The sequence below is a fragment of the Pseudomonas sp. GW821-FHT02H09 genome, from assembly GCF_059421425.1.
In genome coordinates, this window is sequence record NZ_JBWKVA010000011.1 from 23,307 (window position 1) to 41,263 (window position 17,957).

Genomic DNA, 17,957 nt, shown 5'->3' on the forward strand with positions numbered 1-17,957 from the left:
CTCAATGCTTCAACGCCACTTCCTCCAGGTGGTCCATGATCTGGTCCGGCTTGAGCACCAGTACGTCGCTTTCCAGCGAGTCGAGCACCACTTCCGCGGTATTGCCAATCAATGCACCTGACAATCCGGTACGCGCCACGGTACCGATGACCGTGACCGATGCCTGCAACTTGTGGGCAAAGTGTGGAATCAATACGTCTGCCGGGCCTTCTTCGATATGCAAATGGTCGTCATCAATGTCGAACTCGGCCTGAAACGCCTTGCACTGCTCGCGGTAGCGGGCTTCGATGGTTTCCTTGAGCTGAAACACTGGATCGGCCGCCGACAGCATCGGTGACGGATGGGCGCTGATGACATGCAACTGCGCCTTGGCCAGGCTGGCGATGTCAAAGCCGTGATCGACGATGCTGGCGTGCAGGTTGCGGTGTTCGCCATCGGTATTGCCGACGTCGATGGCCGCCAGAATGGTTCCGCCAGTCCAGGGGGTGGAGGTCTTGACCAGTAACACCGGAGTCGGGCAATAGCGCAGCAGTTTCCAGTCCGCCGGGGTGAGCAGGGCCTTTTTCAGCGGGTTGTCGGGGTAATGCTGCTTGACCACCAGGCCGCAGCCTTCGGCCTGCTGCACGTCGATAATGGTTTCGTGCAGGCTTTCATTCCACGCCTGTTCGGTGGTGACGCTGTAGCCTTCGCTCAACAGGCTGCTCTTGAGCACGCTCAGGAGCGCCGAGTGCTCATGCTTCTTGTCGCAGACCAGCAAATGCAGGTGCGCCTGGGTCACTCCGGCGATCAGCTTGGCGCGTTTGAGTGCGAGACTTTCCGAATGCTCGGGCTCAATGACCACCAGGATGCTGCGAATGGCTTGCATGATCGGGATCTCCAGAAGGTGATAGACGCTACGTTGCACAACTATAGTTGCTGTGCGCTGACTGTGATGTTGACGCACATCAAGTCGGCCGACTGGTGGTCTGCGGCCCGGCCGGTATAATCAGCGCCCTTCGCTGTGAACCTTTCTTTCGTGAGCCTCATGTTACCGATCCTTGAAGTCGCTGCCCTCCTGCCTTGCCACGCTCCTGAACGTACGGAAGTGTCCCTATGATTTTTCCGGAAATTCACGAGTTTTTGGGTTGCCGCACCCCGGACGGTTGGGTCCAGGCCGCGCTGGCGGATCAGGAAACCCTGCTGATCGACCACAAGAATTGTGAGTTCAAGGCCGCTAGCACTGCTCTGAGCATGATTGCCAAGTACGGTGCTTACTCTGATCTGGTGATCATGATGTCTCGGCTGGCCCGTGAAGAGCTTGTGCATCACGAACAGGTTTTGCGGCTAATGAAAAAGCGTAAAATCGAATGGCGCCCGCTGTCGGCTAGTCGGTATGCCTCTGGGCTAAGAGCTGTTGTACGAAGCCATGAGCCAGTGAAGCTCGTTGATACGTTGGTGGTGGGAGCCATTATCGAGGCCCGTAGCTGTGAGCGCTTCGAAGCGCTGGTGCCGCATTTGGACGATGAGTTGGGGCGATTCTACTTCGGCTTGCTTAAAAGCGAAGCACGGCACTTCCAAGGCTATCTAAAGCTTGCGTATCAGTACGGGGATGCCGCTGACGTGGATCGTGTAATCGAAAAGGTCAGGACGGTTGAGGCTGGCTTGATTGACAGCCCGGATAGCGAATTCAGATTCCATAGTGGTATCCCGACGCTGACGTGACGTAGTTTTGAATCATGATCTGTCCGCCATATATAGAAAAGCCCCGCAGATTAAGGTCTGCGGGGCTTTTTAATTTTTGCATTGAACGCACCCCGAGGGAGTACTCTCGCTCGCCGACCCAGTGCAGCCAAGCGAGAGCGCTCGGTTGTTTCAGGTGGGATCGCTATCGAGAAAGACATAGAGCGCCGCTATCTTCCCATCGCGAACGATGATCACATCCCAACCCGTGTAGTCGGGTGACTCGCCGCGCGGACCAGAGCCCCATGCCAGGCGACCGGCATTGTGGAGCGCCTGCGGTTTACTGTGTGGCGTGTACACGAAGTGCGGGTGCATCGCGCGAAGATCTCCGGCAAGTTTGTCCAGCGCGTCGTGCCCGACAAACACACCTGGAGGCACGTAGATCATGCAATCCTCTGTGTAGAGCTCCATGATGGCCTCACGACGACGGGACGCGTCACCTTCACCAAAGACCTCCTGAAGGTTGCGAAGCAGCAGTTCATTGATGCGAGCATTCATGATTCTTTTCCTCAGTCATTGACTGTTGAGCCGATTCCGGGCGTATGGCGTGGACCTCTCTCGCATCCGGCGCCCTCAGGCGGCCGCTTTGCCCCAGGGGGTTGAGAGAGTGGGCGTTGCGTTATTGAGCAAGCGCCAAGGTCTTCTTGATGGCCGTAACGACTGCGGGCCGCGCCGAGACTTCTTCGTACCAGCGAGTCACGAACGGGAACTGGGCGAGAGAGGCGCCGATTGCCTGGTGACGCCACACCCACCCAAAATGTGCGATGTCCGCAATGCTGTACGTCTCACCAGCCACATAAGGACTCTGCTCAAGGTTGTGGTTGAGCACCCCCAGAACTCGATCTACTTCCGATAAAGCACGCGCTTGGGCCTCAGCTTGCGGTGAGGACTGCAGGTTGACCAGGAACGCCTGCAGGAACGCGGGACTCAGGCCGGACGCGTGGAAGAAGAGTTGTTCGAATACCTTGCCGCGATGAATGCCATCATTCGCAAGCAGTTGCCCGGTTTTCTCTGCAAGGTAGACCAGGATAGCGGCGGACTCGCCGAGCACCACATCGTCGACGCCTGGCTCGGAGGAGCGGTCAATAAGCACGGGCACTTTGGCGTTGGGATTCAAGGCTCGGAAGGCTTCGCTCTTCTGTTCCCCCTGACGCAAATTGACGGGGACGAGCCGGTAGTCCAGCCCCAACTCTTCCAGCGCGATGGAGACCTTGAGGCTGTTGGGCGTGGCAAAGGCAAACACTTCAAGCATGGTCATATCCTCTTTCATTCAATTGACGAACCAGCCGCCCAGGCCAGTCGTCAGACTTGGGCCTGCCCTCCATCGACGAAGAGCTCCGTACCCGCGATGCAAGCTACGTCGGAGGAAGTTGGGTGAGACAAATCTATGGCCATGCGCTATTTTTCGAAATAGAAATGAATGAAAACCATCGTTGCAGGAATGTCATGTCGAAGCTGCCAGATTTCGAAGGACTCGCGATGTTCGGGAAGGTCGCCGAAGAAGGTTCATTTGCGGCGGCGGCGACAGCCATGGGTGTCTCGGTCGCGACGGTCTCGCGGGCCGTTACCCGCCTTGAAGAGCGGTTGGGAGGTCGATTGTTCAACCGCACCTCCCGACGACTTGCGCTCACGGACTATGGCCGCTCGCTCGCCGATCGAGCGGCAAGGATCTACGCGGAGGCTGAGGACGCCGAGGATTTCGCACGTGAGACATCGAGTCGACCACGTGGTCTCGTAAAGCTCGCGGTACCGCTTTCCTTTGGGGCGCGCTGGGTCGCCCCGTTGCTGCCCGAGTTCTTTCGGACCTATCCAGACATTTCCATCGATCTCCATTCCGCGGACGCGCAAGCTGACTTGATTGGCGAGGGCTTTGACGCCGCCCTGCGTATCGCGGTCATGGAGGATTCGTCACTCGTTGCCCGTCTCATTGCACCGGTGCGCCGGTTCGTGGTGGCGTCCCCTGACTATCTGTCCCACTACGGTCGCCCGCAACACCCGAGCGAGTTGGGTGCTCACCGGTGCCTGAGTTACATCAACAGAAATAGGCATGACATCTGGCGCTTTACGCACACAAAGAGCGCTGAGGAATGCACTGTTGTGCCCGCCGGCGGGTTGCGGGCAACGAGCGTGGAGGCATTATTACCTACCGTCCTTGCCGGACTGGCCATCACGGAGATCCCCGAGTTCATCGCGACACAGTATTTGCGCGATAAGCAGCTCGAGCCGCTGTTGACCGATTGGCGTTTGCCTGAAGGGGGTCTTTATTTCGTCACACCCACGGCTCGTGCACGGCCAGCGAAAGTTAGCGCCTTGGCAGAGTTCTTTACCTCCAGACTCGCCGCGGCGCAATGGAGAGCCGAGACGGTCCTGGAACAGAAGCCATCAAACCGGCGCAGACGGTGAAGATGGCGGGGGGAGTGAATGGCCCGCTCCGGCAGCGCTCGGGGCAATAGCGCACCTCGCCAACGTCGCCATACATGCAAAAATGGGGACGCCAGCTCTCCGCAAGCTGCTATGCCTCGGGGTTGCGCAAAGTAGTGCGCAACCCCGAACCGGTCAAACTGGTGGATACCCTGGTGGTCGGTGCCTTTATCGAGGCTCGAAGTTGCGAACGCTTCGAAGCGCTGGTGCCGCATCTGGATGAAGAACTGGGCAAGTTCTACTTCGGTCTGCTGAAAAGCGAGGCCCGGCATTTCCAGGGATATCTGAAACTGGCTCACCAGTACGGGGACGCCAAGGACATTGCCCAGGTGATCGAGAAGGTCAGGGCGACCGAGCGGGTGCTCATCGAGTCATCGGATACCGAGTTCCGCTTTCGCAGCGCGATTCCAGCGCTCTCTTCGGTAGCCTGATTTTTCGGGCAAACCTGTCAAATAATTCATAGGCAGGGGGAACAGCTTCGAAGACCCCGGTGGGCTTAACTAAACTAATGTTTAGGTTCAGGGGAACGCTCTGCTAGGTGCCCATTGTTATCTTCGCGCCATTCGTGGTGGCCAAGCCACACAGGCTTTGCCGGAGATGATCAGTAGATGCCCGTCGTTACGTTACCTTCGTCTTTCAGACCGTCCTCAGCCTCGCTTCGACTTTCTAAACGGCTGACGCTCCTGGGCATGCTGTTGTTGAGTGGTTGCTCGCTGGTGCCGACCTATCATCAACCCGCATTGGCAGTTGCGCCGGCGTGGGCCGGCGCGGCTTCCAGCGCACCGGCAGCGGGCGGGCAGTGGTGGACAGAGTTTCACAGTCCGGAGCTCGACGCTCTGATCGCCCGCGGTCTGGATCACAATTACACCCTGCAAGCGGCTCTCAGCCGAATCGATGAAGCCCGTGCTTCGGCCCAGGTGGCGGGTGCCGCGCAATACCCGGCAGTGGCTTTGGGCGGCAGCTATCAGCGGCAGAACGGTAGCTCGACGAGCCAGACACGCAGCGTGTTTGCCCAGGCGTCCTATGAGGTGGACTTCTGGGGCAAGCACCGGGCAACGGCTGACGCAGCCCAGACACTGGCGCAAGCGAGCGCTTTCGATGCGCAGACCTTGCGCATGACCTTGGGAGCGTCGATTGCCGACAGCTATTTCCAGGTGCTCTCGCTCGAAGAGCGGCTGCGTCTGGCTCAGTCGATCGCTGACGACGCGCAACAAGTGCTTGAGTTGGTCCAGGTGCAAGCCAGCCAAGGCGCGGTTTCCAACCTTGAGGTCGAGCAGCAACGCAATGCCCGACAAACCTTTCAGGCCGCGGTGCCGGCCCTGCGCCAGCAACGCGATCAGGCGCTGTATCAATTGGCGGTGCTGGTCGGCGCTGCGCCACAAGGATTCACCGTGTCTCAGACCGGCCTGGACCGGTTCGACGTACCAAAGCCTACGCTTGGATTGCCGATCGGCCTGCTGCGCCAGCGGCCGGATATCCAGTCGGCCGAGGCACGCCTGAAATCGGCCAATTTTGATGTCGGTGTGGCGCGAGCTGCCTTTTTACCCAATCTATCGCTGGATCTGATGGGCGGCCTCGACACCCTGGCTGGAGGGCGGATCTGGAGCGTGGTCGGCACACTGGCCCAACCGGTGTTCATGGGTGGCCAACTGAACGGCCAATTGCACTTCGATCAGGCTCATGTCCAGGAATTGACGGCCAGCTATCGGGAGTCGGTGATCGAAGCCTTGCAGGATGTCGAGACGCAGTTGAGTGCTGCCCATGAACTGGATCAAGCCTATGAGCTGAACCGCGCTGCAGTGGCCTCGGCCCGTGAGGCCGCGAGGCTGGCGCAGGTTCGTTACCGTCTGGGCTCGACCGACTTCCAGACGCTGTTGGTCGTGGAGCGTACCCAGTACCAGGCCGAAGACACCTTGCTGCAGGTGCGCCTGCAGCATTTGCAGGCCGCAGTCGGTCTGTTTCGCGCACTGGGCGGTGATTTCACGGCTGCCGCCATCTCGTCTAACACCATGCCCACTCCGTCTTCTTCAGCTCTTCAGGCCACACGCCCATGAACGTCCCACTCGTTTCGCCTCCTTTTCGCCGCTGGCGCCATGCCGGACTGCTCATCATCCTGCTGGGCGCCGGGTGGGTGATCAGCACCCCATGGCGCGCATCCGCCGAACCCGCCAAACCGGCGGACAGTGCGGTGCCGGTGGTCATGCAGCAGGCCCGCCAACAAGATTTGCCCATCTGGCTGGATGCGATCGGCAACGTCCAGCCGCTCAACACGGTGAATGTGCGGGTAAGGGCCGATGGCGAGTTGCAGAAGGTGCTCTTCAATGAGGGCCAGATGGTGACTGCTGGCAGCCAACTGGCGCAGATCGATCCGCGGGTCTATCACGCTCAGTTGGCGCAGGCCCAGGCCGTGGTCGCCAAAGATCAGGCGCAACTGGCCAATCTGCGCGTCAGCCTGGATCGGGCCAGTAAACTGGCTGCGGCCAAGGCCGGTCCGACCCAGGATGTCGATACCTATCGGGCGCAGCTGGCCGCGCAGCAAGCCAGCGTACAGGCGGATCAGGCCGCGCTGGAGAATGCGCGTCTGCAACTGGGATTCACCCAGATCCTCGCACCGCTGACCGGGCGCACCGGCCAGCGTCTGCTGGACGTCGGCTCGATTGTTCATGGCACGGACGCGACGGGGTTGGTGACCATCACTCAAATGGACCCGATCTCGGTGGCCTTTGCCGTGTCCCAGGATGAGCTGTCCGAAATCCTTGAAGAGACTGCGCGCCAGCCCTTGCAGGTGGTTGCCATGAGCCGTGATGGTCGGCAACAGATTGCCAGCGGGCACCTGAGCTTCATTGATAGTCAGGTCGCTGCCGCCACCGGCCAGATTCAGCTCAAAGCCCAATTCGACAATGCCGATAACAAGCTTTGGCCCGGGCAGTTGGTCAACGCCCGCCTGTTGCTCAATACCCAGCGCAAGGCAACCGTGGTTCCAGCCAACGCGGTCCAGTTAGGACAGAAGGGCAGTTTTGTTTATGTGGTCAACGCTGATCAGCGAGTAGCGCCGCGACAAGTCCAGGCGGCGGCCGTGGTCGATGGCCAGCAATGGATTCGTGCAGGGCTGGAACCGGGTGAAACGGTCGTGGTTCAAGGGCAGTCGCGTATCGCACCGGGAGTCAAGGTGTCTGCGGTTCAGGCTGATCCTGCGCAAGTCGATACGTCCGTATCGATTGCCTCCAGCAACGGCGTGGAGGGTGGGCGATGAAAGCCTTGTCCGGTTTGATCCAGCGACGTGTCGGTTTGGGCTTGCTGGCGTTGGGGGTGATGCTGCTGGGAAGCTTCGCGTATTTTCAGTTACCCGTAGCGCCGCTGCCGACCGTGGATTTCCCGACGATTCAGGTCACCGCAAAACTCTCCGGCGCGAGTGCCGAGACTATGGCGACTTCGGTGGCGACACCATTGGAGCGTGCTTTCTCGGCAGTCCCTCAAGTCACATCCATGACCTCGTCCAGCGCCTCGGGGAAAACCCAGATCGTGCTGCAGTTCGATTTGTCCCGCAACATTGACGGCGCCGCCCAGGATGTCCAGTCGGCGATCAATACCGCCAGCGCCAGCCTGCCCAAAAGCATGACCAGTGCGCCGACCTTCAACAAGGTCAACCCGGCCGAGTTCACCGTGCTTTCGTTGGCGCTGACGTCACCGACTCGCACGCTGCACGAACTGGATCGCTATGCCGACAATTACCTGGCTCAGCAGTTATCGCAGGTGCCGGGCGTTGGTCTGGTGGACTTTCATGGTGAACAGAAACCCGCTGTGCGCATTCAGATCGACCCGGATGCCCTGGCAGCCCGCGGCTTGACACTGGAGGACGTGCGTAGCGTCATCGGTCTGAGTACGCTCGACCAGCCCAAAGGGAGCCTGGACGGTGCCAGCCGTAACGTGACCCTCAACACCACCGACCAGTTGCTCGACCCGCAGGGCTATCGCGACCAGGTGGTTGCCTACAAGAGCGGGATGCCGATCAAACTGGGCGACCTTGGCCGGGTGATCGATGGTGCCGAAGATACCCAGCAGGCGGCGGCCATCGGCGGGGAGCCGACGATCATTGTCGACATCCATAAACAGCCGGGTTTCAACGTGCTGGCGACCATTGCAACGATCAAGGCGCGTCTGCCGTCGTTGACGGCATCGTTGCCCCGTGACGTTCAGGTTCAGGTGGTGGGCGATCGCACGCAGACGATTGAAGCGTCGGTGCATGACGTGCAGTTCACGTTGTTGCTATCCATCGCGCTGGTCGTGGTAGTGATCTTTGTGTTTCTGCGCAAAGCCACCGCGACCCTGATCCCGAGCCTGACCATACCTCTGTCACTGGTGGCGACCTTTGCGGTGATGTACTTGCTGGGTTATAGCCTGGATAACCTGTCGATCATGGGGTTGGCGATCGCGGTGGGATTCGTGGTCGACGACGCCATCGTGGTGATGGAAAACATCGTGCGTCACCTGGAAATGGGCAAGTCACGCCTGCAGTCGGCGGTCGATGGCTTGCGTGAAGTCGGTTTCACCATCGTCTCTATGACGGTTTCGCTGATCGCGGTATTCCTGCCGATTTTGTTGATGGGAGGGATCGTCGGACGCCTGATGCGCGAGTTCGCGGTCACGGTCAGCGTGGCGATTGTCATGTCCTGCATCGTTTCGCTTACGGTGACGCCAATGCTCTGCGCGTGGCTCTTGAAACCCCACGCCGAGGACCGCCCCGGGCGATTCGCGCAGGCCTGTGAAGCGGGGTTCACACGCTTGCATGAGGGTTACCGACGCAGTCTGGATTGGGTACTGGAGCATCAGCGCCTGACCCTGGCAGTCGCGCTGGCGACACTGGTGGCGACGGCTGCGCTGTATGTCTACATCCCCAAAGGCTTTTTCCCACAGCAGGACACCGGGCTGATTCAGGGCGTCGCCGAGGCGGCGCCGGATATTTCGTCGCAGGCAATGCGCGAGGACGTCGCGCGCCTGACCGATATCATCGGTCAGGACCCGGCAGTGGCCAAGGTCTATTTCTGGATCGGACCCAACCCGACGATCAGCCAGGGCAAGGTGATGATCAACCTCAAGCCCTTCAGTGAACGTACTGCCAGCGCCCAGCAAGTGATCGCCCGACTGCAACCGCAGCTTGATGCAGTGCCTGCTATCAAGCTGTTCATGCAGGCCAACCAGGACATTCAGATCGGTGGGCGGGCGAGCAAGACCCAGTATCAATATACCCTCCAGGACCCGAACAGCCTTGAGCTGGACCACTGGAGCGCGGTTCTGTTGGCGAAGTTCAAGACGCTGCCACAGTTGCAGCATGTCACCTCCGATCAGCAGCACGCCGCACCCCAGGCGACACTGGTGATCGACCGCCCCACGGCGGCACGGCTGGGTGTCACCGTCCAGGCTATCGATGACGTGCTTTACGATGCGTTCGGGCAGCGACAGATTGCCACCATGTTCACCCAGCTCGATCAGAATCATGTGATTCTTGAACTCGATCCGCGCTGGCAGTTGTCGCTCGATACGCTTGCGCATCTGTACGTTCGTTCAGCCGCCGGCGATAGGGTGCCGTTGAACCTGTTGGCCAGCGTCAAGAACGAGCTGGCGCCGATCGTGATCAACCATCAGGGGGTATTCCCGGCCATCACGCTGTCGTTCGACCTGGCGCCGGGTCAAGCCCTGAGCAACGCCGTCGCGGCAATTCAGCAGGCCTCGCTGGATGTCGGATTGCCGGATAGCGTCCGTGGGAGCTTTCAGGGAACCGCCCAAGCGTTTCAGGATTCCATCAAGTCGCAGCCGTGGCTGGTGTTGGCCGCGATTCTGACGGTCTACATCGTCCTGGGTGTGCTGTACGAAAGCGCCATCCATCCGTTGACGATCATCTCCACGTTACCCTCGGCAGGCTTCGGCGCCTTGCTGGCATTGATCATCTGCGGTCAGGATCTTTCAGTCCTGGGCATGATCGGGATCATTTTGTTGATCGGGATCGTCAAGAAAAACGCCATCATGATCGTCGATTTCAGCCTGGCTGCCGAGCAGCAAGGGATGAGTCCCCGCGATGCTGTGCGCGAAGGTTGTCTGTTACGGCTGCGTCCGATTCTGATGACTTCTCTGGCTGCCTTGCTGGGAGCGGTACCGCTGGCTTTTGGTCATGGCGCCGGCTCCGAATTGCGACAACCGTTGGGGATTGCCATCGTCGGCGGGCTGGCGGTGTCACAACTGCTGACGTTGTACACCACCCCGGTGGTCTACCTCTGGTTCGATCGTTTTCGCCGTCGTAGCGAGGTCGAGCACTCGCTGGTCAAGAGTTAAAGGTTCACAAAGGATGTGGTGAGGGCGCAGAGCCTGTAGGAGCACGGCTTGCCGGCGATGGCGTCCTCGAGATCGCCATCGTCGGAACGCCGCCCGGACCAATCGAGCGTCGAGCGGCTGCTCCTACAAAAAGCCATCTATTTCAAACGCAACGGCTTATCGGTTCAAACCAAGCCGCTCATGCCACTGGGCGATGGATTCTTGCGGGTAGACCTCGAACTGCTGGTCGCCGGGGTGCGCCTGGACTTCAACCCAATCGGCTTTTGAGCCAAGCATCAGATGCGTATGTTCCGGCGGCACCGGCAGCGGTGTGTCGATGGCCGAGGCAAACGGGTGGATCAGCTCCGGCCACTGCGGGCTGAACAGCCACAGCGCACTACCGCAGAGCTTGCAGAAGTGACGCTCGGCGGTGCTGCTGTGGGCGCGGCGATCACCTTCATCCTTGAGTCGGGCGTGATAGATCGCGACGTTTTTGCGGCCGCGGACTTTCAGGCTGTTGGCGTCACCGCCCAGATTGATCGCATAACCGCCACCCCCCTGAGTCTTGCGACAGATCGAGCAATAGCAGCGCTGGTAAGGGTAGGGGTGTGCACTGCTCAGGCTGAACGTGACCGCACCGCAATGACAGGAACCTTCGAGCTGCATGGGAATCTCCGGCTGTTCTTGGACGTACTTAGGACAGCCTAGACCTTCAGCACCCTTCGACCGGCACCAGAATCGCGTCGCCGGTTGCCAGTTGTGGCTACTGTCAGATCTTACGGGGACACAGCAGTTTCCGATCAGCGGTTATGCGACCTTCGTCGCTTTCATTTGTTCGGCACCCGCCACAAATACCAGGCCGCCGTCGTCCGATACGGACTCCACCACAACCCCATCTCGATCATCTGCTTGCGCGTCGGCTGCACCTCCAGCCCCTTCAACCGCCGATACCCCTCGCGCACGCCAAAATCATCGGCCGGCAAAATATCCGGCCGTTCCAGGCTGTAAATCAGCAGCATCTCAACCGTCCAGCGTCCAACCCCGCGCAAGGTAATCAACCGCTCGATCAATGTCTCATCGTCCATGGTCAATGCCGTGGCGTAATCCGGCACCACACCACTCAACGCCGCCTCAGCAATCCCCTGAATGGTCGCGATCTTGCTGGCCGAAAACCCGCAACTGCGTATCTGGTCAATCCCGGTTGCAATAATCTGCTCAGGCCTCGGAAACGCGCCCGAGGGAAACAACGCCAGCAACCTCCCGACAATCGCATCCCCGGCCTTGGCATGCAGTTGCTGGTAGGCAATCGCCCGCACCAGCGACTCATAAGGATCGCGCGCCGGATGGGGCTGATGCAGGCAAGGGCCGATGGCGGCAATGTGGCGCCGCCAGTCGTCATCGATGGACGACAGAAACTCGGTCGCGGGCAGATAGGGATCGAGCATCGCGATCAGGCTTTCCCGGAGGGTTTGAGCAGGGCGTTCACTTCGCCATAGGTGAAGGCCTTCAGGTGGCTGCTGTCGAGCTTGCCGGTTTGCAGAAAGCTTTTAGCCAACCCGGCCATGGCGCCGTAAAGAAACTCGGCGATGCCCGATCCTGCACTCAAGCGGCGTACGCCGAGGGTTTTGAGCTCGTCTGGCGACGGCAGGCCGGGTAATCCGAGTACGTTCACCGGTAGCGTGGTGCCCTGGCAGAGCGCCGCAATTTCGTACTCCGCGGTCACGCCTGCGGCGAACAATCCATCGGCGCCAGCGGCTTGATACAACGCCGCACGCTTGAGCGTTTCTGCGACGCGATCTTCGGCGGGCACCAGACCCTTGAGGTAGACGTCGGTGCGCGCATTGATGAACAGCTTCACATCGCGGCGCCTGGCAACCTGACGAGCGATCTCGATCTTGCGCGCCAACAGTTCGGGCGGTGAGGCGCCATCTTCGATGTTGATCCCGACGGCCCCGGCGGCGATCACCGCATCGATCACATCGGCAACCCGTGCCAGGTCATCGGAATAACCGGCCTCGATGTCCACGGTCAACGGCACGCAAATCACTCGGGCAATGGACTCGACGGTCGACACCAGGCGTTCGAGGGGCAGGGTGTTGCCATCCGGATAGCCATGAACCCATGCCACAGCCGCGCTGCTGGTGGCAATGGCTTTGCTGCCCAATTGCTCCACCAGCCGCGCCCCGGCGGCATCGGCGACGTTGGTGAGGATCAGCAAACCCTCGTGGTGCAGCTGGTGAAATTGATTGTCGAGCGTGTCCATCGGATGTCCTTCCCTTATGACTTTGTTGATATAGACGGGGTTGAAATAAACGGGGAGCGATCAGAACGCGAGTTGTTGAATGACCTGCACCTTGGCCTTTTCCAGTCTAAGCAAAAACGCCTTGCGCGGTTGTCCTCCACCATAGCCTGTCAACGAGCCATCTGCACCGATCACCCGGTGGCAGGGCACGACAATCGAGAGACGGTTATGCCCGTTTGCCAGGCCCACGGCACGACTGGCGCCGGGTTTGCCCAGCAACGCGGCGATGGTGCCGTAGGTGCTGGTCTCGCCATAGGGGATTTTCGTCAGTTCGGCCCAGACCTGCCTGGCGAAATCGCTGCCCGGCAAATGCAGCGGGACCTTGAACTCGGTCAGCTTGCCTGCGAAATACTGCGCCAGTTCATTTTCGATTTGTCGCAAGTAGGCGTTGTGCCCTGGCGCCACGGCATAGCTGTAGCGGTTTTGTAGTGCTTCTACCTCCCGGGTCAACGCGGGTCGATCGAGGAATTCCAGGAGCACCAGCCCACGGCGCTCGGCCATGGCGATCATCGGCCCCAGCGGTGTGGTCAGGCGGGTGAACAGCAGTGGCTCGCTGTTGGCGGCGCGGCCGGGGGTGATATGGAAGGACTTTTGAAATGCGTCGCGGAAACCGCTCAGAGATTCGTAACCCGAGTCGAACGCGACGTTATCAATGGAATTGCCCTGTTTGATGCCGCCTAACGCCATGCCGAGGCGCCGGGTGCGCAGCCAGGCATGGAAGGTCATGCCAAAATGCTGTTTGAACCAACGCCGCAGCTTCAGCGGCTCGATGCCCTCGGCCAGTAACTGGGCATCGGTCCAGCGCTGGTCGGGGTCGGTATCCACCGCCGAGAGCAGCTTTTGCACCCAGTCCGGTGCGATGGCCGCGGCGTCCAGCGGCTTGCAACGCAGGCAAGCGCGATAGCCCGCCGACATCGCCTCGTCGACATGGGCGAAGAACTCGACGTTTTCCGGCTTCGGCTTGCGCGCTGTGCAGGTCGGGCGACAAAAGATGCCGGTGGTTTTGACCGCGGTAAAGAACACCCCCTCATAGGCGGTGTCTCGTTCGAGCATGGCGCGAACCATCTCGGTATGGGGCGGGAGTAGGGTGTTTTTTAGGTTCATGGACACGAGTCTAGAGTGACCGGCGCTGAGCCTCCACCGGAAAATCGACAGCGAATTCCGGCTTTTGCTTGAGCGTGACCTCAGTGCTTGTGCCGGTGATGAATGTCTGGAAAGTGCGGATGGCTGTGGCGGATCGGCGCATGGTCGTGTACGTGGCTGTGGGGCTGCGTTCCATCCCATTCAAACGAATGCTCGTGTTGATGGTGCTCGTCGTGAACATGACGGTGTTCGTGCGTGAGCGGGTCGTGTTGGTGATCGTGGGCATGGCTTTCGGTGAGATGAATCCAGACACCTGTGCCCATCAACAAGGCCGCCGCCCAGAACGTGAAGGACACAGGCTCGCCCAACATCAAAATCGAAATGGCTGCGCCCAGAAACGGTGCCGTAGAGAAGTACGCGCCGGTGCGTGCGGTGCCAAGCCCTCGAAGCGCCAGAACGAACAGCACCAGGCTGATGCCGTAGCCCAGAAATCCAACGATGAGCGTAGGGCCAAGCACGGAAAAATCTGGAAGTTGAGCCCCCAGGAAAAGTGCCAGAGAACAGTTCACCAGACCGGCGATCAAGCCTTTGATACCAGCAGTAAAAAGAGCATCCGAGGCTGAAACCTTGCGCGTCAGATTGTTATCGATAGCCCAGCAAGCACAGGCCAAAGCGACAGCCAATGGCCCAAGCCACTCATAAGACCGGGTTGTACTCTGCGGCCACGCCAGGACGAGGCCTCCGGCAACGATGGCGAGCATACCCGCCACGATCCGGCGATCAGCATTCTCTTTGAAAACGACCCACGCCAGTAACGCTGTCAGTACGGCTTCCAGATTAAGCATGAGTGACGCTGTCGAGGCTGATGTTCGGGTTAAACCAAACATCAGTGCGATCGGGCCAAGAACACCACCAAAAGCGATCGCACCGATAAGCCACGGCCATTCTGACGGCGTAAGACCGGTTTTTTGCCAACGGCGGTCGCGGATAAACCTGACGACTGTCAGACCAATTCCGCTACCCAGGTACAGGAGGCCGGCGAGCAGGATCGGGGAGAGATTCAGGCCTAACAGTTTGGCGAGTGGTGTACTCGCACCAAATAGTGCGGCGGCCGCCAGTGCGTAGAAAATGCTGATGTTCATTCAACTGCTACTCCGAGTCTAACGCTGGAATTTCTCAAGCCCGGCGGGCCATCAGCAACACCGAAGCAGCACCCGACAACAACCCGGCACAGCAGCGGTTGAACATCCGCTTGCCGCGTGGCTCGGCAAACCAGCGGCGCATGTGCAAGCCCATGTAGGCGTAGGCGCTGATGGCGATCCATTCCAGGCACAGGAACAACGCACCGAGCACAGCGAACTGCGGTGTGACCGCTTGTGTCGAGTCGACGAACTGCGGCAGGAAGGCGGTGAAAATCAGGATCGCCTTTGGATTGCCGGCAGCCACCAAAAACTCTTGCCGCGCCAGAGCCAGCACGCCGACCGGCGCTTTCACCGCCTCGGTTTCAGTTTCAGGATTGGCGCGCCACAACTGCAGCGCCAGGTAAAACAGATAGGCCGCGCCCAGAATCTTGATCCCGTAGAACAACAGTTCCGAGGTCTGCAGCACCACGGCCAAACCGGCCGAGGCGAGGGCGATCATTCCGGCAAAGGCCAGCAGGCGACCCACCCCGGCGACGCAGGAGGTGCGATAGCCGTAGCGGGTCGAGTTGCTCACCGAGAGCAGGTTGTTCGGACCGGGGGCCATGTTCAAAGCGAAACAGGCGGGAAGAAATAAGGTGAGTGTTGCGAGATCCATGATGGGCTCCATGGGATATTTTTATTTCAGGCAGTGTGGCTAATGCCAGTCAGTCAAGACATTACGCGGACAGTGGCAGCTGGCGAAGCCTGCGTCCGGCTGCGCAGCAGTCGTAAAACAGTCACTGCGGTATTCCAGGCAAATCGTGGAAGCAGGATTTGCGACGGCTTCGCCGCCGGACGCAGCCTTCGGCAGCTGCTACGGGGGGCAGTGCTGAACCTGAAATTCCTTAACTGACAGGCATTAGGCAGTGTGGCTGCATTGTGCCTTGGATTCAGGTGTCACCCGCAGATGCAGAGAGTGTATGTGATGTGTCGGGGAACAATCAGCCTCTTTTTCAGGGTGGCGATATCGCCAAAACGAGACCAGGATTGGGGGATCTGCCCCGTAAACGGGGGCAAGGGGATTGTCTTGTTCCTGGGTGTTTGTCTTCTTTCATTCAAAAGAAAACCTATAAAGCCTGCCCCCAAGACTTTATAGGTTGTCAGTCAATGCAGCCTTTCAGGTCCCGCTCTTGTCATCTCCTGGCTCACCGCCTACATGAACGCCCCGATCATCCCCAGGCTCGCCTGCTGCGTGAACACCGTGGTCATCCCCAAGCTCGCCTGCTGCGTGAACACCGTGGTCATCTCCAAGCTCGCCGGCTGCGTGAATGCCGTGGTCATCGCCAGGTTCGGCATGACTTCCATCGCGGCCAGAAGCCGAACTCCCTGAGTGGCCTTCGCCGGCATGACCATCGCCATGCCCGCTACCACTTCCACCACTGTGGCCTGCGCCGCCCCCATCACCATGGCCGCTGCCACCCTCCCTGGCATAGGCACTCGAAAATCCAGAAATTGTGTCAGGTACCAGGACGGTTGATGTCGATAAGATTGCGCCGATAGCTAATGCCAATAAAGGCTTTGTGATAAGCATATTGACCTCCAACTTGACTCCCAGGATAGGAAGCCCGATGGGAGAGGGAGCAAATCACAGGCCAACTGCTGGATCGACTGCTGATACCCCGGCAAGGCTTACGCCTCCCCATCCATTGTAAAAAAACCATGCTGATAGCGAGCGTCTGCCTCATCCCGGAGGTGGCGCCATTGGGAGAAGACAGGATGTCTATTGCTCGACCTGCTGCCTGGCAGTCACCCGCTGGTGTGAAGATCCATACAGCCAATGGGCGTACAGCGCGCTATAGCAACGCTGACACCCGGTGACCAACGCGCTGCGCGTTATGCCATTGACACTAACCTGATACTTGAGGCCGGTTTGCTCGACATTGGTAATGTTTGCGTCGTGTTTTGACTGCCAGCCATGTTGTGTCATTGACGGATGAAGAAACGGCGGGAGCGATCATCCCGGGAAAGGTCAGCAGACGACCCGTTCATACCGCACTCCCTAGGGGGGCATTTTTCTTCAATACAGGCATGGGAGCGCTCTTTATCCTGAGTGCTGGAATTACCCAACTGGCTTGAAGAAGGTACGTGATGAGTTTGATTATCTCCATGGCCGCATTTGCCCTGGCCTCCTCGATTAACCCTGGACCGGTCAATATCTTCGCCTTATATCAACGAAATATTGGGCTGGGCTTGCGGCAGGAATGTAAGTCGGCGCAAACAGACTATGAATTTTGTGGTAATGGGGTTGTTTGAAACTCAAGAGACACTCTCTGCGTTTCTGATTCAACCCAACCATCTGCAGGGTGTGTTGAAGTGGCAAAAAATTGCCTGTTGGCAAGTAGTTGATATCGACATCGGTAGTGACACTACAAAGTTTGCCGGGCTGCTCGATGGTTGGGCTGACTTCAGTGTGACAAAGCTCAAAGAACTGAAGATTTATTGTTAGTTGTGGAGGATTCAATGAATTTCGATGCTGCCGTTCACAAATGCGTAATTGTAGTCGACAAAGCACTGGGGCTGGGACATGCGGCCAATGCCGTCAGCGTCATCGGCGTCAGCCTGGGGCGTTCGGTAGAAGGTCTGGTCGGACCTGACATGCAAAGCCGTGACAATGTTAATTACCCCGGAGTCATCTACGCACCGTTGCCGATTTTGCTATCCACCAATGAGTATTTGCAGGCGCTTCAAGAGAAAGCGCTGGCGGATGATGAAATCCATACCATGCCATTCAGCGCGCTGGCGCAATCCTGCAAAACTTATCAGGAGTATGAGACGCGTATCTCCGAGGCCGATAGTTCAGCCATAGAATTGGTTGCCATTGGCTTGATCGGGCCACAGAAAAAAATCAGTAAGTTGACCGGTAATCTTTCGCTGTTTAAATGACAAGGAGGTTGTAGTGTGCGCTTTATTCAAGCCTGAACCAGGGCGTGACGATCTTCAAGCCG

17 protein-coding genes and 2 pseudogenes are annotated in these 17,957 nt (G+C 59.0%); 9 read left to right on the forward strand and 10 right to left on the reverse strand.

Annotated features, from left to right (window positions below):
* Nucleotide 1: 1 nt before the first annotated feature.
* Entirely contained in the window at nt 2-865 is an 864-nt protein-coding gene (locus AC07VR_RS16365) for a universal stress protein (RefSeq protein ID WP_494991420.1), read from the reverse strand.
* Between the two features lie 227 nt (nt 866-1,092).
* Between AC07VR_RS16365 and AC07VR_RS16370 the strand changes: the two genes are divergently transcribed.
* Nucleotides 1,093-1,701, forward strand: coding sequence for a MiaE family protein (locus tag AC07VR_RS16370; RefSeq protein WP_489072876.1), 609 nt, complete (start codon nt 1,093-1,095; stop codon nt 1,699-1,701).
* Nucleotides 1,702-1,851: 150 nt separating this feature from the next.
* Here the strand turns inward: AC07VR_RS16370 and AC07VR_RS16375 are convergent, their stop codons facing one another.
* Both AC07VR_RS16375 and AC07VR_RS16380 read right to left on the reverse strand, forming a co-directional pair.
* The gene (locus AC07VR_RS16375) at nt 1,852-2,217 is read right to left on the reverse strand and encodes a nuclear transport factor 2 family protein (protein ID WP_493060885.1); all 366 of its coding nucleotides are present in this window, start codon (nt 2,215-2,217) and stop codon (nt 1,852-1,854) included.
* Nucleotides 2,218-2,338: 121 nt separating this feature from the next.
* The gene (locus AC07VR_RS16380) at nt 2,339-2,971 is read right to left on the reverse strand and encodes a glutathione S-transferase family protein (protein ID WP_495011840.1); all 633 of its coding nucleotides are present in this window, start codon (nt 2,969-2,971) and stop codon (nt 2,339-2,341) included.
* Nucleotides 2,972-3,165: 194 nt separating this feature from the next.
* Here AC07VR_RS16380 and AC07VR_RS16385 point away from each other — a divergent pair, with 194 nt between their 5' ends.
* The 5 genes and pseudogenes from AC07VR_RS16385 (at nt 3,166) to AC07VR_RS16405 (ending at nt 10,467) form a co-directional block, all read left to right on the forward strand.
* Complete coding sequence (locus tag AC07VR_RS16385; RefSeq protein WP_495011940.1) at nt 3,166-4,122, forward strand: LysR family transcriptional regulator; 957 nt, start codon at nt 3,166-3,168, stop codon at nt 4,120-4,122.
* 89 nt (nt 4,123-4,211) lie between these two features.
* Nucleotides 4,212-4,571, forward strand: a pseudogene (miaE, locus tag AC07VR_RS16390) (tRNA isopentenyl-2-thiomethyl-A-37 hydroxylase MiaE); the annotation flags it as partial.
* A gap of 258 nt (nt 4,572-4,829) precedes the next feature.
* The gene (locus AC07VR_RS16395) at nt 4,830-6,194 is read left to right on the forward strand and encodes an efflux transporter outer membrane subunit (protein ID WP_495011841.1); all 1,365 of its coding nucleotides are present in this window, start codon (nt 4,830-4,832) and stop codon (nt 6,192-6,194) included.
* Nucleotides 6,191-7,393, forward strand: coding sequence for an efflux RND transporter periplasmic adaptor subunit (locus AC07VR_RS16400; protein ID WP_495011842.1), 1,203 nt, complete (start codon nt 6,191-6,193; stop codon nt 7,391-7,393). Before AC07VR_RS16395 ends, AC07VR_RS16400 begins: the two co-directional genes overlap by 4 nt.
* Nucleotides 7,390-10,467 (forward strand): efflux RND transporter permease subunit, encoded by a 3,078-nt coding sequence (locus tag AC07VR_RS16405; protein ID WP_495011843.1) that lies wholly within the window; start codon nt 7,390-7,392, stop codon nt 10,465-10,467. The genes AC07VR_RS16400 and AC07VR_RS16405 overlap by 4 nt, the downstream gene beginning before the upstream one ends.
* Nucleotides 10,468-10,623: 156 nt before the next feature.
* On the opposite strand, the gene AC07VR_RS16410 is transcribed toward AC07VR_RS16405, so the two are convergent.
* The 7 genes from AC07VR_RS16410 to AC07VR_RS16440 all read right to left on the reverse strand — a co-directional run bounded on the left by AC07VR_RS16410 (nt 10,624) and on the right by AC07VR_RS16440 (nt 16,543).
* Nucleotides 10,624-11,112, reverse strand: coding sequence for a GFA family protein (locus AC07VR_RS16410; RefSeq protein ID WP_495011844.1), 489 nt, complete (start codon nt 11,110-11,112; stop codon nt 10,624-10,626).
* Between the two features lie 161 nt (nt 11,113-11,273).
* Nucleotides 11,274-11,891, reverse strand: a complete 618-nt coding sequence (locus tag AC07VR_RS16415; RefSeq protein WP_494991426.1) for a DNA-3-methyladenine glycosylase family protein — start codon at nt 11,889-11,891, stop codon at nt 11,274-11,276.
* Nucleotides 11,892-11,896: 5 nt separating this feature from the next.
* The gene (locus tag AC07VR_RS16420; protein ID WP_495011845.1) at nt 11,897-12,709 is read right to left on the reverse strand and encodes an isocitrate lyase/PEP mutase family protein; all 813 of its coding nucleotides are present in this window, start codon (nt 12,707-12,709) and stop codon (nt 11,897-11,899) included.
* A 60-nt stretch (nt 12,710-12,769) separates the two neighbouring features.
* Entirely contained in the window at nt 12,770-13,852 is a 1,083-nt protein-coding gene (locus AC07VR_RS16425; RefSeq protein ID WP_495011846.1) for a bifunctional transcriptional activator/DNA repair enzyme AdaA, read from the reverse strand.
* A gap of 80 nt (nt 13,853-13,932) precedes the next feature.
* Entirely contained in the window at nt 13,933-14,973 is a 1,041-nt protein-coding gene (locus tag AC07VR_RS16430) for a DMT family transporter (RefSeq protein ID WP_494991429.1), read from the reverse strand.
* Between the two features lie 34 nt (nt 14,974-15,007).
* Nucleotides 15,008-15,628 (reverse strand): LysE family translocator, encoded by a 621-nt coding sequence (locus AC07VR_RS16435; protein ID WP_495011847.1) that lies wholly within the window; start codon nt 15,626-15,628, stop codon nt 15,008-15,010.
* 501 nt (nt 15,629-16,129) lie between these two features.
* Entirely contained in the window at nt 16,130-16,543 is a 414-nt protein-coding gene (locus tag AC07VR_RS16440; RefSeq protein ID WP_495011848.1) for a hypothetical protein, read from the reverse strand.
* A gap of 557 nt (nt 16,544-17,100) precedes the next feature.
* Between AC07VR_RS16440 and AC07VR_RS16445 the strand changes: the two are divergent.
* From AC07VR_RS16445 to AC07VR_RS16455, 3 genes and pseudogenes are all read left to right on the forward strand, one after another.
* Nucleotides 17,101-17,178 (forward strand): annotated as a pseudogene (locus AC07VR_RS16445) (LysE family translocator); the annotation flags it as partial.
* A 58-nt stretch (nt 17,179-17,236) separates the two neighbouring features.
* On the forward strand, nt 17,237-17,458 hold the full coding sequence (locus AC07VR_RS16450) for a hypothetical protein (protein WP_495011849.1): 222 nt from the start codon (nt 17,237-17,239) through the stop codon (nt 17,456-17,458).
* 14 nt (nt 17,459-17,472) lie between these two features.
* Nucleotides 17,473-17,895, forward strand: a complete 423-nt coding sequence (locus AC07VR_RS16455; protein WP_494991433.1) for a DUF2000 domain-containing protein — start codon at nt 17,473-17,475, stop codon at nt 17,893-17,895.
* Nucleotides 17,896-17,957 lie beyond the last annotated feature (62 nt).